Here is a 15,821-nt window from a genome sequence, read left to right on the forward strand (position 1 = left end):
TGCCATCTATGGCACAACGAGTCGTCATTCTTGGAATCGACGGGGCGGGCGGATTCATCCGTCAAGCAGACGCCCCTCATCTGCTTGAGCTTCTGCAAAGCGGAGCGTATACCTATGAGGCACGGACCGTTTATCCCAGCATCAGCGCAGAGTGCTGGGGTTCGCTCTTATACGGCGTGAGCCCGGAGCGTCACGGGCTTAACAACGACAAAGCGATTCATCGCAAGACCCCTTCCGACTTCCCTTACGCCTCGCTCTTCAAGCTGGCCCGCCGGAAGTGGCCGGATGCACCGTTAGCCGCGTTCAGCTGCTGGGAGCCGATCAACAGAGGGATCATTGAAAACGATCTGGGCGTCCACATGGAATCCATGCCGGACCCTGAGCTCGCGGAAGCCATCACCGCTTATATACATCAGCATCCCGATTTCAAGCTGATGTTCATCCAGCTTGACCATCCGGACGCCGCCGGCCATCAACACGGCTTCGGCACTTCCGGTCAGCTCGCGCAGATTGCCGTCACGGATCAATACGTGCATAGGATTATGGACGGCTTGCGCAAGGAAGGACTGCTGGAGGATACCTGGGTCATCACCGTGAGCGACCACGGCGGAGGCGGCGCCCATTCGCATGATCACGGCAGCGACCATCCGATGGATATGACCATCACCTGGGGAATTACGGGACCTGCCGTAAACGCCGGCCCTATCCAAACGCCGGTTGGCATTATGGATACGGCTGCCGTTACGGCGCATGTGCTGGGATTGCCCGTACAAGAATGCTGGGAAGGAACCATTCCCGGAGGACTGTTTTCATCAAATTTATGAATCGGCCAAACCTTTTTTAAATAGCCAACAGACCAAAAGCCGGCGATTACACGCCGGCTTCTTCGTGGAAATCGATCTCTTCCGTCCGTCGAATTGCCGCAAACCATCGCAGGACGTCATTATGATGATCTATAATCTGCTGGGCGGTCAGGGCCGAATTATTCCAGGTGCTGTGGGCGTCTCTTGCCAGCGTGACCCGGTAGCCCAGGCTTACCGCCCTTCTGCATGTCGTATCCACGCACAGATCGGTCTGCATTCCGGCAAGCACGAGATGCTCGACGCCGTGACGCTTCAATTCATCCTCAAGCGTCGTTTGATAGAATGAATCCGGCTTCGTCTTGTGAACGATCGCATCCATCATTGCAGGTGCAATATCGGCATGAATCTTCCATGCCTCCGACCCCTTCTCCAAGCCCTCATCGCTGTGTTGTATGTAGACCACGGGAACATTGTCCTTCCTGGCCTTAGCTATAAGCTGCTTGATGTTTGTCAGCAGCCGTTCTCCTTCATATACCGGATCCCCTTCCTCAAACATCGCATTCTGAACGTCAATGACCAATAACGCCGTTTTCCCCATCCCGCCAGCCTCCCTGTTCATATTCCAATCTTTCTCCACTATAGAACGTATATTCCCGTTTCACAATACATAAAAGTATATTTCGGAAAATTTCCGGACATTTGAGCAGCAGAGCTGGCTAACCGGAAATGATAAGGGATCATTGAAAAACGGATTGAATAATCCGCACCCCCTCAATTTGATATAACAACTGATACAAACTAAAATACCACAAATAAAGCAATACCACGCCCGCTCACCGTCCATCGAGGAAAAATGAAGCACTAAAACATTAGATTTCCCTCTTCCACCGACTTTTCAGGTTCGACATACCAACTTAAATGATGTAATATTAACCTATCGATTTTTCTGACGAATCCCGCATATATGATATATCAAATTATAAGGGGATATTCATGGAACAATTTCCGCTATACCAGCAAATCGCGAATGCGTTACGGGCAAAGATTAAATCCGGGGAGCTTCAGAGCGGGGATCAACTGCCAACCGAAGCTGAAATCTCGAAGACTTATAACGTAAGCCGCATCACATCCAAGCGGGCGCTGACCGAGCTTGAGAATGAGAAACTGATCTATCGGATCCAAGGGAAGGGCAGCTTCGTCAGTACATCACCGCCTCCCCGCCAAGCTTTCGGCGGAAGCGGCAAGGACGTTCTGCTGATCCTGCCGTTTGCCCATAATCCCGGGCTCGGCGATTACGAGAAAGGGATTAATGAATATCTGGCTGCGACGGATTATACGCTGAACATCCAATCGAATACGATTGTCGGGCAGCGCAAATTGCTGCAAAGCGCCCTTCAATCCTCCCACTCGGGCCTGATCTTCTACCCGGTTAACAGCGTATCGGATCTCGGGATTTTGTATCAGTATCATCTTTCCGACTATCCGTTCGTCACGATGGATAAATGCATCCAAGGGATTCCGTTCCTCTCCGTGGTCGCCGATAACTTCGACGGCGGCTACCAGGCTGCCCGTCATCTGATCGAGAACAATCACAAACGAATTGCCTTTCTCTCGTCCCAGAAGATCGAGGACTCATCGTCGCTCCGGGAGCGCTATTTCGGCTATTTGAAGGCGCTGTTCGAGGCAGGCCTGACCGATCCCGGCATGCATGATCTTACCGAACAGGGGCTGGCCCATGACAATCCTGCATCGCAGGAATATTTCCTCCGGCTCCTCGAATCCGTGATGGAGCAAGGCATCACCGGCATCGTAGCCGAGAATGACCTCATGGCCATCGAGATCATTCAAGCTGCCAAAGAACGGGGGCTGTCCGTCCCGGACCATTTCTCCATCGTGGGCTTTGACGATATTCAGCTTGCCGGTCTCATCGAGCCGAAGCTGACCACCATCTCGCAGGATTTCGAGCGGATGGGGTACCTTGCGGCCAAAAGCCTGATCGGGCTCATCGAGCAGCAGCCCCGGGTTCAAGCCAAGGAGAATGTTGTGGTTCCGGTACGGCTCATTAAGCGCCAGACCGTCAAGAAGCTGTAACCTGCCATCTATTTTCAATTGATTAAAAAAGGAGATGTTACATATGCTGCAATACATCGATACACGACAAGGCTCCAACAGCAGATATCCTTATTCCAACGGAAACACGCTTCCTTATACAGGCGTGCCTTTCGGCATGAACCATTTCGTTGTGCAGACCCACAATGAAGGCAGCTGGTTCTTTAACCCGCATGACCGCATCTTCCAAGGCATTCGGCTGACGCATCAGCCAAGTCCTTGGATGGGCGATTTCACCCACTTTCTGATGACACCGATCGCCGATGACAAGATCAAAGGCTCCGTCTTCACTTGTCAGAGCTCGTACCGCCCGGAAGAGGCCGTATTTAAGCCGCACTATGTGCGGGTTAAGCAGCAGCGCTACAACATTACAACCGAACTGGTTCCGACCTGTTACGGAGCGGCGATGCGCATAAGGTACAATTCCAAGCAACAGGCCGGATTGGTGCTGAACGTGAGCAATAAGAGCGAGTTCCGTCTGGATGCCGCGGGGCGCAAGCTCACCGGATACGTCAGCAATTTTGCCGACTGCCACGACAAGGATTTCAGGATGTATGTGGCCATGAGCTTCAGCAAAGATGTGGACCTCTCCGCGTCCGGTTATTATGACGAAGAAGGCGCGTTCACTCCCGAGGTCTCACTGGGCGGCACCGATCAGCATACCGTCATTCGGTTCAAGGATTGCGAGCGGGAGGTCTTGGACGTGAAGCTGGCAACCTCTTTTATCAGCATTGAGCAAGCCGAGCTTAACCTTCAGCGCGAAGTAACGGGCACCTTGGATGAGCTGAAAGACCGCGCTGCCGAGGCATGGAATCATTACCTTGGCAAGATTAAGGTCACGCATTCTAATGAAGAGTATTTGCGCACATTCTATACCTGTCTGTACCGCATGTTCCTGTTCCCGCAGAAATTCTATGAACTGGATGCCGATTTGCAGCCGGTCCATTATGATACGACGGCCAAAGCGGTCAAGAAAGGGATTTTGTACACCAATAACGGATTTTGGGATACCTACAAAACGGTATATCCACTCTACTCCATCATCGCTCCGAAGGAGTATGAGGAGATGCTGGAGGGCTTCCTGAATTCCTATCGCGAGGCCGGGTTTCTGCCGAAGTGGCTCTCTCCGGACGAACGCGGTCTGATGCCGGGAACGCTGATCGATGCCGTTATCGCAGATGCGGCCGCCAAAGGAATCGGCATGCACCTGATGCCTGAGCTGCTGCAGGCCATGCTGAAGGCGGCCACGACGCAGAGCGAGCAGAATTGCTACGGGCGCCAAGGGACGCTCGATTACCTCCAATATGGGTATGTGCCGAGCAGCTACCACGAAAGCGTGAACCATACCCTGGACTACGCCTACAGCGATTATTGCATCAGCCGTGTTGCCGACGTGCTCGGCGAGGAGGGAATTGCTAAGAAATACCAGAAAAGCGCATTGAATTACCGGAACATCTTCGATTCCGACACCGGCTTTATGCGGGCGAAGGATAAGAACGGACAGTTCCGCCAGGAATTCGACGATACAGCTTGGGGCCGAGATTATGCCGAAGGCAGTGCTTGGCAGAACAGCTTCGCCGTATTCCAGGATTTCGAGGGTCTGATTCGGGCGTACGGTTCAAAAGAACGCTTTTTCGACAAAATCACTGAATTATGCAACAAAGCGCCGGATTTCGACGTGCTCGGGTACGGCTTTGAAATCCATGAGATGAGTGAGATGGCCGCGATCGATTACGGGCAGCTGGCGATCTCCAATCAGCCGAGCTTCCATATTCCGTATCTGTTTAATTATGTAGGGCAGCCAGCCTCGTCCCAGGTCGTTCTGAAGCAGCTGATGAGCAATCTGTTCAACAGCGGCTATGAGGGCTTCCCGGGGGATGAAGATAACGGCAGTATGTCGGGTTGGTACGTATTCAGCTCAATGGGCTTCTACCCGGTCTGTCCCGGCAGCAATGAATATGTGCTCGGTATTCCACTCTTCGACAGCGTCACCATTGAGCTGCCGGACGGGAAGCAAATGCGTATTCATACCGACAACAACAATCCGCAATCCAATTTTGTATCGAAAGTGGAGCTCGAGGGCGAGGAATACACCAAGCTGTTTATTACGCATGAGGATATCTTGGCAGGAAAGACCCTTGATTTCCGGCTTGGTTTGGCACCCAGCTACCGTTCCTATACTCCCGAGGAGCTTCCATTCTCCTTATCCAAGCAAGAGCGCTAAAGGTTCGCTTGTAACTGATACAAGGGACATCCTCAAGGCCGGATTCACGGCCTGCAGGATGTCCCTTTTCTTCGTTTGGGCTCACTTCTCTGAAAATGAAAAAAACGGAATGTTCAGTGCCGCGTCGGGTAACAATACACTTGATCTTCATTTATGACCGATAATCAGAGGAACTATGGGGGTGATATTGTTGTGGTCGACCATTTTGTACTACGTTCCAAAGTGGACTGTTTTTGCTCAAGCCTTTCTGCTCTTGTTAATCCCTCTCCTGCTCATACCCATGTTCAAGATGATCCGAAAATCCTTAAACTCCAGCTTTTCGTTGAAGCCGGACAAGTATTCCCCTCCTAGAACAAAAAGTCCGCTGGAGGGTATCCGGATGACAGGACAGTTCGATAAAGACGTAAAGGTCATCCGGAACGCTATCGGAAATCAAGCGGATGTTCGTTTCCGCGAGATTATGATTAAGGGAACGAAGTCGAGGGCCGTGATTCTCTATGTTGAGGGGTTGACGGACATCGACCTGATTGATTCCCATATTCTCAGGCCGTTGATGCTTCAAGGTGTACAGGAAGAACAGCGAAATTCCTTTTTCCACTCAAAAAATATAATGAAAAATTATTTAACTGAACAACTGATGACCGTCAGTGAACTTCAGCCTGAACCTAGCCTGAAGAAGTTCGTGGAATCGGTTCTTTTCGGCAAAACCGGATTAATCGTCGAAGGGATGCAGGAAGCTCTTATTATCGGAGCCGCGAAAGGAAAAAGCAGGAGCATCGAGGACCCGATCTCGGAGGCGCTTCTGCGCGGCCCCCGTGTCGGCTTTACCGAGCGCCTCGGAGATAACACGGGCCTGCTCCGGCTCCACGGACAGAACGAAAGTCTCGTCCTGACGAAGTTCGAAGTGGGGAACCGTGTAAAGAAGGACCTGGTTTTGGCCTACATGAGGGACATTGCCAATCCAAAGCTGGTTGAAGAAGTATCCTCCCGGATTCAGAAGATCGAAATCGATGATCCTATGGAGTCGGGATATATTGAGCAGCTCATTGAAGATAACGTGCTTAGTCCGTTTCAGCAGGTGCATAACACCGAAAGACCGGACAGGGTGATTGCCGGATTGCTGGAAGGGAGAGTTGCCATTCTGCTGGACGGTACTCCATTTGCTCTCATCCTCCCGGTTACCTTCAGCATGCTGCTCCAATCGCCGGAGGATTACTATGATCGATGGCTGCCGGGCACTTTTATACGTGTGTTGCGGTTTCTGGCTGCTATGCTCGCCCTCCTTGCCCCGGCGCTCTATATCTCATTCATTTCGTATCACCCCGGCTTGATTCCGACCAAGCTGGCGCTTTCCATTACCGAGACTAGACAAGGCGTACCGTTTCCCTCGATCATCGAGGCGCTCATCATGGAGATCTCGATTGAAATCTTGCGGGAAGCCGGCATCCGGCTCCCGAAACCGATCGGGCCTGCGATGGGCATCGTCGGCGGTCTGATCATCGGCGATGCGGCCGTCAACGCGGGGATCGTCAGTCCGTTCCTGGTGATCGTCGTTGCCGTTACCGCGATCTCGTCCTTTACCATTCCGGTATACAGCGCCGGGATCACCCTTCGCATCCTTCGTTTCACCGGGATGTTCAGCGCCGCAGTACTGGGACTGTTCGGCGTCGTCTTGTTCTTCCTGTTAGTCTGCAGCCATCTGGTACGACTAAAGAGCTTCGGTGTTCCGTATGTCAGTCCTATGACACCTTACAACATCAGCGAGTGGAAGGACTTTATTATTAGGGCTCCGCTCAAAATGATGAAGAAACGGCCTTCTATGTTAAAACCGAATGACAGCGACCGAAGGAACTGAAGATATCCAAGCAGTGAAAAGAGGTTAGAACGATGAGCAGCTCCAACACGGGTCCGAAAGAGAATATCTCCACTTCGCAAGCGGCCGTAATGGTTATCAACTATATGCTTGGGGCTGGTATTCTTACTCTTCCCAGAACAACCGCAGAGGCCGTTCGAACGCCGGACGCATGGATCTCCATCATCGTGTCCGGACTTATCGTTTTGGCAGCAGGCTGGATCTTAGTATCGCTGTGCAAAAGATTCCAAGGAAAGACATGGTTTCAATTCGTCCCGGAAATTACGGGGAAATGGATTGCATTCCTCCTAAGCCTGCTGGTCATCGGATATTTCATGATCATAGCGGCTTCTGAGATTAGAATTTTGGCCGAGGTGACGGGGTTATTCCTACTGGAGGGCACTCCCATCTGGGCAATTGTCTTACCCTTCATGTGGATCGGCCTGTATTTGACGCTTGGGGGCATCAACTGCATCGCCCGTCTCTATGAAATCATTCTGCCAATCACGCTTGTGTTTTTGGTTCTCGCCCTCCTGCTAAGTAGTAAGATTTTTGACGCGGATAACCTGAAACCAGTACTTGGATCGGGGATTATGCCTGTATTGCGGGGAATAAAGCCAACGCTTCTCTCCTTTACAGGCTATGAAATTATGCTCGTAGCCACAGCATTCATGAAATTTCCCAAAAAGGCCACCAGAGCAGTGATCACCGGCATTTCGGTACCCGTCGTGATCTACACCTTTACCGTCGTTATGGTCATCGGGGGAATGTCAATTAACGGCGTGGAGAAGAGAACCTGGCCCACATTGGACCTGATGCGCAGCTTCGAAGTGCAGGGCTTGCTCTTTGAACGGTTCGAATCCCTGCTGCTTGTGATCTGGATCATGCAGATTTTCTCTACCTTTACAGTCACGCTTTATGCGGCTTCTCTCGGGTGGTCGCAAATATTAAACAGAAAATTCCGCACCTTTGTGTTTGCACTGCTTCCTGTCATGTTCCTGATCGCAATGATTCCTAAAGACGTTACGGAAGCCTTTAAGCTCGGCGATACGGTCGGTTATGCCTCCGTCTTTTTGTTCGGAGTTATTCCGCTGATATTGCTGCTCGTCAGCCTTGTCCGCAAGAAAGGAGCGAAGCCGAATTGAACAGACTGATCCGCCAATCGCTGCGGATTATTGCAGCCATGCTGCTCGTCCTTAATACCGGATGCTGGAGCAGCCAGGAAATTGAAGATTTGAGCATTGTCGTAGGACTCGGACTGGATGTTGCGAACGAGTCGAAATTCGAGCGCGATATTGCTAAACAAGGAGGAGCATACCCGAAGAGGAATGTGTTAACCGCGACGGTACAGATCGTTCCACCTATATCCGGCCGGGGACAGCGACAGGGACAGGGGCAGGGACAGAGCCAAGGAGGCTCGTCGGGAGGCAAGGCCTATTTAAACGAAAAGCTGACGGGAGATTCCATTTTCCAGATTTACCGCCAGTTCTCGGTCCGTAGAGACCGCCCGCTAGTTGGGCACCATCTTAAGGTTATCGTCGTTGCTTCGGATTTAGCCAAGCAGTACAGTTTGGAGCAAATCTTCGACTTCATCCTTCGCGATAACGATATCCGTCCAAGCTGTCTAGTCGTTGTAAGCCACCGTGATGCAATTGAAGCACTAAGCTCATCCGAACCTGGGGAAATCCCGGCCTTCTACCTGACGGGACTCGTTAATAACCGGTATCGGTCCAATAAGATCCTTCCTCCGGTGACCCTGATCAAGCTGGACAGTACCATGCAGTCGGGCACCAGCTTTCTGCTGCAAAACGTGGTAACTTATAACGGCGAACATAAATTTTCCGGCGCTGCTATTTTTAAAGGCAGCTCCAAGAAGTGGATCGGAGAATTAACCCAGTTCGACGTGGAAGGCTTGTCCTGGATCAGAGGGGATATCCATGGCGGAGTTCTTAAAGCATACGCGCCAGGCGGGTATACCGTAACCTATGAAATGAGGGATTCCAGCAGTAAGATCATTCCCAAGGTTAAAGATGGCGAGATCTCCTTTCATATTAAGATGAAATCAGAGGGCCGGTTAATTGAGGACTGGAGTTTCCCGGAGATCCCCTCCACCGAAGGTTATCTTAAGGAGATGGAGAAGGTGTTTGAGAAGCAAGCCTCCAAGCAAATCGATCAGGTGCTGCACAAGATGCAGCATGTATACCATGTCGACGTCGGAGGATTCGATAAGGAGCTTCAGATCAAGCATCCAAAACTGTGGAAGAAGATCAAAGATCAGTGGGATGATACCTTTAGCCGCATCCCGATCACCTATGAGATCGATATAAAGATAACGGATGCCGGATCATCCACGGATTGAAAAGAGCGGAGCGCGGAGCTGACAGGCCCGCGCTCGTTTACGTTTCCACATAGCCAATACGCAGCGTATGCCTAGCGCTATGGCCCTGCCAATGATTGCTGCAGCAATTGTGCTGCAGATGCTCAGCAATACCCTTATATGAGGAACATCGCTACGGCCGTTGTGGCCGCAAGACCGATCAGCACAGGCTTCAGATTGCGTCTGGCCAGCTCGAACGGGCTGACGCCGCAAATCGCTGCCGCCGGAATCAGCGCCCAAGGAATCAGCGTGCCGCCTCCAACCCAGATGGCAGCCACCTGGCCGAGTGCAGTCAGCGTCTCGGCGCCGGAGCCGATCGCAGCGGCGAACAGCTGCGCAACCGAGCCGGCCAGCGAGATCCCGGAGAACCCGGATCCGTCCAGGCCGGTGATGATGCCGGTAATGGTCAAGGTAACCGCACCCGCCGCACCATTGAGCGGCACCACATGGGCCAGGGCAACCCCCAGATCGTTCACGATGCCGTGCGAGGCGGATGGCAGAACGGTTCCGAACAGCTCCGCAAACGCTGCATCGCCCAGGTAGAAGAAAGCCGCGATCGGGATCACGGGCCCGAAGACTTTGAAGCCGAACATGAGGCCCTCGATCAAATACGAGGTCATTTTCTCAAGTCCCCGGTTACGGTGAGCGATCAAGGTAATGGCACCAAGAATGAGGACGGCCGTGCCGCCAACGAGGGCGGTTGCATCCCCTCCCTGCAGCTTCAGGAGGAACATCGCCGCAACATCTGCAGCGAACAGCAGCAGGATCGCGATCGCCAGCCATTTCTTCATCCCCGGCGATATAACCGCCGTCGCATGCTCCTCATCCGAATGGGTCATGAGCGCATCTCCCGTGCTTTTAATCGTGACGAGTCCATCCCGCCAAGTGCCGTTTCTTAAATCCCTTCGCATCATCCAGAACGCGGTCACGGTCGTAACGGCTCCCATCACGATAACAAGCGGCACGCTGGCGGCCATGACACTGGCTACGGGCAGCCCTGCCGCATCGGCCGTCAGCTTCGGTGCTCCCTGGATAATATAGTCGCCCGATAGCGCGATACCATGACCGAACAGATTCATGGCTACCGCGGCCCCGAGAGCAGGGAGTCCGACCCGAATCGCCACCGGCAGCAGAACGGCGCCGATTAACGCCACGGCAGGCGAAGGCCAGAAGAAGAAGGAAGTGATCATCATAATGATGCCGATCCCCCAATAGGCCATCGCCGGCGTGCGGAGAAAGCGCGTTAACGGCGCCACCATCGTCTCGTTAATCCCGGTCTTGATCAGCACCCTGCTCATTGCCACAATAATGGATATAATCATGATCGTGCCCATCAGCTCTTTCGTTGCATAAATGAACGATTGGAACACGCCCGAGACCGAGCCGCTGAGTGTCTCCGTCGCCAGCAGGCCGAGCGCAAAGATGCCGGTGACGCAAATCAGCGTCGTGTCGCGGCGCCGGATCAGCAGCGTCAAGATCAGCACGATAAACGCCATGTACACCCAGTGAATCGCGGTCAGTTGAATTCCCATATGCCGTCACGCCCTTTCCAGGCAGTTGGTTTATTTGTGACTACATCTTATGCATGGGCCTGGGCAAGGGTTCAATGACCCGTACGACCGGACGTTTACGAAATCTGCACGATGCGTATGGTATATTGAATGCGAGCGGTGTTTTGCGAGGAAAGGAGTTGAATCGATGTACACCATTCTGATCGTGGAAGACGATGAACGCATCGCGGAAAAATTAAGCTCGGCCATCTCCAAATATGATTTTAATGCACGCATCATTGATGATTTCAGCCGCGTCATGGACATCTTTACGGATACGAAGCCGGATCTGGTGCTGCTGGATGTTAATCTGCCGAAATACGACGGTTTCTATTGGTGCCGGCAAATCCGAACCCAGTCCCACTGTCCGATTATTTTCATCTCGGCACGCGACAGCGGCATGGATCAGATCATGGCGCTGGAAAACGGGGCCGATGATTATATTACGAAGCCGTTTGACATGGAGCTCGTTTTGGCCAAAATCCGCAGCCATCTGCGCCGTGCGGTTGGCCCTTATGCGACCGGCCAAGAGGAGGAGCATACCGTTGAAGGCGCCGGTCTCATCCTGTATCCGGAGCGATTCGTCGTGGCCTATGGGGACCGGTCAGCCGAGCTTACCCAAAAGGAGACGGCCCTGCTGATGATGCTGATGGAAAAGGACGGCCGCGTGGTCAGCCGCGAACGGCTGCTGGATCTGATGTGGGAGGATCAGCATTTCATCGATGACAATACGTTAAATGTCTATATCACAAGGGTTCGCCGCAAGCTTCGCGAGCTGGGCGCCGGAGACCTCATTGAGACCGTTCGGGGAGCAGGCTACCGGTTCGTGACGGGCAGGGAGCCCTTATGAGACTGTTCCTGCGGGAGCATCTCCCGCTCATCCTGTTTTTTACCGTGCAAATGCTGCTTGTCCCCCTCCTGTATTGGCTTACCGGGGAGGGCAGGCCCTTTGCCATCGTGCTGTACGGGATCCTGCTGGGCAGCGTCGTGCTGCTCGCCTATCTTGCGTATCGTTATCTTTCCCACCGCACGATGTATCAGGAGCTTTCTTCCGAGGATCTTTCGGAGGAGTTCTCCAACCCTCCCTTGGGTGAAGCGCCCCTACCGGAGGCGATGCATGAGCGGATCAGCCATTATGAACGTTTATATCGCGAGCAGCTGTACCGGCATCAAAGCCAGACCGACCAGCAACTCGCCTTCATGAACCGCTGGGTGCATCAAATGAAGACCCCGCTGTCCGTGATTCAGCTCACTCTCGATGAAGTCGGAGAAGCACCCGCCGAGCATATTCGGGAAGAGCTCGAGCGAATCCGCAAAGGCCTGGAAATGGTGCTGTACACCGCCCGCTTAGACCGGTTCGAGCAGGACTTCGCCGTAGAATCCATCGGACTCCGTGCCGTGGTAAGCGAATCGGTCGTCGAGAACCGCAGGCTGTTCATTCGTAAAGGCATTACGCCGGTGTTCCAAATCGATGATCAGATCTCCGTCTATACGGATGCCAAATGGTTCAGGTTCATGCTGGGGCAGATTCTGACGAATGCCGTGAACTATTCGGGCAGCCCCGGCAAGAAGATTCATTTGACAGCCGAAGCGTCAGGAGCATTCGTTAAGCTGCACATATGCGATGAGGGGATCGGCATCGCGCCGGAGGATATCAACCGGGTGTTCCACCCCTACTTCACCGGAGAGCGCGGGCGGCAATACCATGAATCGACCGGCATGGGCCTTTATCTTGTCCGTGAAATCGCCCATAAGCTTGATCATTCCGTACAGCTGGAGTCCACGCTCGGTGAAGGAACCACCGTTACCTTGACGCTGCGCCGAGCTGATAACCAAGGCACACCTTGAGACTAGGTGTGTCTTCTTTGTATAGGCATAGGATATCGTGAGATCCATCGTCTAAAGAATGCGAACAAAAAATACGAACATAACCTTATGGCAGATGTAAGCTCCGTTTCACCTAAATCCATAGCAGGGCCAGGGCAATATGCGATAGAGTTAGGTTACACTAAGAGGATGTTCAAAAAGTCGTCTTTTGATCACGTAGGGAGTCAAGAAGTAACTCGGCATCGAATCTTGAATTCAGCCGGGCCTTCCGGTGCTCACGTACCCAAAACGTACGCTCCGCTCCTCACTCCCTAGCTTCATCCAACCTTCTCGGTGCTGAAAATCCGACTTTTTGAACTCGCACACTAATTAGGCATATAGAAAGGAGCTTACGGGTTATGGCTATTCTTGAAGTCACAGCATTAAACAAAGTATATACGGGCAAAGTGGCGACACAGGCTCTTACCGATATTCACCTCACCATCGATGAAGGGGAATTCGTCGGCATCATGGGCCCATCGGGCAGCGGCAAAACCACGCTGCTGAACATGGTATCCACCATCGATCGTCCAAGCTCGGGCGAGGTCAAGATCGGGGGGAAGAATCCGTACACCATGAAAAAAGGTGAGCTTGCCCACTTCCGCCGGAGACAGCTCGGCTTCGTATTCCAGGATTTCAATCTGCTCGATACGTTAACCGTTGCCGAGAATATCGTGCTTCCGCTGACGCTGGACCGCCGTCCGCTCAAGGACATGGAGAAGCAACTGCAGCAGACCGCCTCGCGGCTTGGCATCCGCGAAATTCTCAATAAACGCGTATACGAGATTTCAGGAGGCCAAAGGCAGCGTACCGCGATTGCCAGAGCGATCATCGGCGCGCCTCTGCTGCTCCTTGCGGATGAGCCGACAGGAGCGCTCGACTCGAATTCCTCGCGGATTGTGATGGAGTCGCTCGCCGAGATCAATGAGCGGGACCGTACCACCTTGATGCTGGTTACGCACGATCCTTTGGCCGCAAGCTATTGCAACCGCATCGTCTTTATTAAGGACGGCAAGCTTGCCGCCGAAATTCACCGCGGCGAGAACCGGCAGGCCTTTTTCCAAAAAATCATCGATACGCTATCGTTCTGGGGAGGGAATACAAGTGAACTTTCCTCAATTCGCGTTTAACAACGTCCGGCGGAATGCACGTCAGTATTTTGCCTATCTCTTAAGCAGCTCGTTCATGGTCATGATCTTCTTTACCTATGCCGTATTTATCTATCATCCGGCTATCGAGAATTCGCCGATGGGCGCCATGACGCGTACGGGCATGACCATTGCCACCGTAATCGTGTATGTGTTTGCCTTCTTGTTCGTGCTGTATTCGATCAGCGTCTTTCTGAAGTCGCGGAACCGGGAGTTCGGCATTCTTACGATCCTCGGGGCGGAAGCCAAACAGATCAATTGGCTGATTTTCCTGGAGAACACGCTCATTGGCGCCATTGCCATCATCACGGGCATTGCCAGCGGAATGCTGTTATCGAAGGTGTTCTTGCTCATCAGCACCAAAGTGATTGATATGGACGAGCTGCCGTTCTATTGGCCGGTCAAAGCGATCCTGCTGACAGCCGGTGCATTCGCCGAGCTGTTTCTCGTCATTTCGCTCTTCACCTTGCTGTTTATCCGGAAGAATCAAGTTCTTGAGCTTCTCAAAGGCACCAGCAAACCAAAGACCGAACCGAAAGCCAATCTGTTCCTGGCCCTCTTGGGCGTAATCCTGCTCACCATCGGCTTTTCCGTCCTTCGCGTCAAGGAGTTAGACCCTACAGGACTGATGATTGCTGCGTTTACCGGCATTCTGGGCACGTATTTCTTCTACTCCCAACTATCCGTATGGGTGGTTCGCATGCTGCAGCGAAATCGCACGACCACTTGGAGAGGGACGAACCTCTTATGGATCTCCGAAATGAGTTACAAGATCAAGGACAATGCCCGCATGCTGTTCCTGGTCACGGTTGTCGTGGCTCTGGCCTCCATGAGCACCGGCTTCGTGCTGGCCATGCAGCAATCGATTCGATCGGTATATTTGGATAACCCCTACGCGCTTAGCTACACCTACTACAGCAATGCCGACGAGACTAAGGTGCAGGATGAGTTGGCCCTGATTGAACAGCGACTCCAGTCAGAAGGGCTTAAGTATAAACTTGCGGAGGTCGAGACCATCTACTATCGCTTGTCAGCGAATGGGGAGGACTCCTTACACATCATGCCGCAGTCCCAATACGACCGTTTGGCTGCCTTGATGAATACCAAGCCGGCTGGAACACTCGGCGAGAATGAAGCCTTATTGACGGAAACCCCGAATGCAGCGAAGAAGAGTAAGGGGAAGCTGAAGGAAGCGGATATCGATTTATCCGGTCAGCCCTACTCTTTCAGCTTGGAGAACCGCACAGACCGGATTGCGGCTTTGGTATATAGCGGCAGATTGATGGTCGTTACGGACACCATGTTTGAAGAGCTGCGGAGCGGGAATAAAGCAGATAGAATCAGTGTGAATCATACGTATCCGTTTATTCTTCCCGATTCCCAAGGGCTTCCCCAGAAGGACGATCCTGAAACCAAGCTCGGCCAAGAGCTGTCGGAATGGAACGGTAGCGCAATCAGTGAAGGTTATATAGAATCCAGGGCGGAGAACTATTACACCAATAAACAGGCCATCTCGTTATTCAGCTTTATCGGGGTGTTTGTCGCCTTGATCTTCTCGATTTCAACCGCCAGCTTCCTGTATTTCAAGCTGCACACGGAGCTTTCAGCGGACCAGGCGATGTACCGTTCCCTGTCCAAAATCGGACTCAGCGCCCGGGAGATGAATATCTCCGCAACAATTCAGATTGCCGTACTGTTCCTTATCCCGATCTTGGTTGCCTCCGTACAGTCCTTGGTCGTGCTCGGTCCCGTTCTTGGATATCTGGATGCTCCGTATGTTAGCGGTCCTGTATTGGCGGCCTCATCGGCATTCTTGGCTGCCCAAACGATCTATTTTCTAATCGCCAGAGCCCGTTACATCAAGTCTGTGAATAGAATGATGGTGTAACACA

At 52.6% G+C, this 15,821-nt stretch carries 12 protein-coding genes; 10 read left to right on the forward strand and 2 right to left on the reverse strand.

Annotated features, from left to right (window positions below; translation table 11 throughout):
- Positions 1 to 8: 8 nt before the first annotated feature.
- Entirely contained in the window at positions 9 to 824 is an 816-nt protein-coding gene (locus J2Z18_RS01650; RefSeq protein WP_007128984.1) for an alkaline phosphatase family protein, read from the forward strand.
- A 46-nt stretch (positions 825 to 870) separates the two neighbouring features.
- Here J2Z18_RS01650 and J2Z18_RS01655 read toward each other — a convergent pair whose 3' ends face one another.
- A complete protein-coding gene (locus J2Z18_RS01655) occupies positions 871 to 1,401 on the reverse strand; it encodes a cysteine hydrolase family protein (RefSeq protein ID WP_144868040.1) in 531 nt (176 codons plus the stop codon).
- A gap of 395 nt (positions 1,402 to 1,796) precedes the next feature.
- Here J2Z18_RS01655 and J2Z18_RS01660 point away from each other — a divergent pair, with 395 nt between their 5' ends.
- The 5 genes from J2Z18_RS01660 to J2Z18_RS01680 all read left to right on the forward strand — a co-directional run bounded on the left by J2Z18_RS01660 (position 1,797) and on the right by J2Z18_RS01680 (position 9,347).
- Positions 1,797 to 2,894, forward strand: a complete 1,098-nt coding sequence (locus J2Z18_RS01660; protein WP_144868038.1) for a GntR family transcriptional regulator — start codon at positions 1,797 to 1,799, stop codon at positions 2,892 to 2,894.
- Between the two features lie 43 nt (positions 2,895 to 2,937).
- Positions 2,938 to 5,136, forward strand: coding sequence for a GH92 family glycosyl hydrolase (locus J2Z18_RS01665; protein ID WP_007128987.1), 2,199 nt, complete (start codon positions 2,938 to 2,940; stop codon positions 5,134 to 5,136).
- Between the two features lie 175 nt (positions 5,137 to 5,311).
- Positions 5,312 to 6,991 (forward strand): spore germination protein, encoded by a 1,680-nt coding sequence (locus tag J2Z18_RS01670; protein WP_423803593.1) that lies wholly within the window; start codon positions 5,312 to 5,314, stop codon positions 6,989 to 6,991.
- Positions 6,992 to 7,023: 32 nt separating this feature from the next.
- Complete coding sequence (locus tag J2Z18_RS01675; protein ID WP_007128989.1) at positions 7,024 to 8,133, forward strand: spore germination protein; 1,110 nt, start codon at positions 7,024 to 7,026, stop codon at positions 8,131 to 8,133.
- Positions 8,130 to 9,347 carry a Ger(x)C family spore germination protein gene (locus J2Z18_RS01680; RefSeq protein ID WP_007128990.1) on the forward strand — a complete coding sequence of 406 codons (1,218 nt, stop codon included), beginning with the start codon at positions 8,130 to 8,132 and terminating at the stop codon, positions 9,345 to 9,347. Before J2Z18_RS01675 ends, J2Z18_RS01680 begins: the two co-directional genes overlap by 4 nt.
- A gap of 134 nt (positions 9,348 to 9,481) precedes the next feature.
- On the opposite strand, the gene J2Z18_RS01685 is transcribed toward J2Z18_RS01680, so the two are convergent.
- The gene (locus tag J2Z18_RS01685; RefSeq protein ID WP_007128991.1) at positions 9,482 to 10,897 is read right to left on the reverse strand and encodes a hypothetical protein; all 1,416 of its coding nucleotides are present in this window, start codon (positions 10,895 to 10,897) and stop codon (positions 9,482 to 9,484) included.
- 166 nt (positions 10,898 to 11,063) lie between these two features.
- Here J2Z18_RS01685 and J2Z18_RS01690 point away from each other — a divergent pair, with 166 nt between their 5' ends.
- The 4 genes from J2Z18_RS01690 to J2Z18_RS01705 all read left to right on the forward strand — a co-directional run bounded on the left by J2Z18_RS01690 (position 11,064) and on the right by J2Z18_RS01705 (position 15,817).
- Positions 11,064 to 11,765, forward strand: a complete 702-nt coding sequence (locus J2Z18_RS01690) for a response regulator transcription factor (protein ID WP_007128992.1) — start codon at positions 11,064 to 11,066, stop codon at positions 11,763 to 11,765.
- On the forward strand, positions 11,762 to 12,763 hold the full coding sequence (locus J2Z18_RS01695; RefSeq protein WP_007128993.1) for a sensor histidine kinase: 1,002 nt from the start codon (positions 11,762 to 11,764) through the stop codon (positions 12,761 to 12,763). The genes J2Z18_RS01690 and J2Z18_RS01695 overlap by 4 nt, the downstream gene beginning before the upstream one ends.
- 377 nt (positions 12,764 to 13,140) lie before the next feature.
- Entirely contained in the window at positions 13,141 to 13,911 is a 771-nt protein-coding gene (locus J2Z18_RS01700; RefSeq protein ID WP_007128994.1) for an ABC transporter ATP-binding protein, read from the forward strand.
- Positions 13,886 to 15,817, forward strand: coding sequence for an ABC transporter permease (locus J2Z18_RS01705; RefSeq protein ID WP_210094073.1), 1,932 nt, complete (start codon positions 13,886 to 13,888; stop codon positions 15,815 to 15,817). Before J2Z18_RS01700 ends, J2Z18_RS01705 begins: the two co-directional genes overlap by 26 nt.
- Positions 15,818 to 15,821: the final 4 nt, after the last annotated feature.

The sequence above is a fragment of the Paenibacillus lactis genome (genome assembly GCF_017873605.1).
Lineage (GTDB): Bacteria > Bacillota > Bacilli > Paenibacillales > Paenibacillaceae > Paenibacillus_AQ > Paenibacillus_AQ lactis.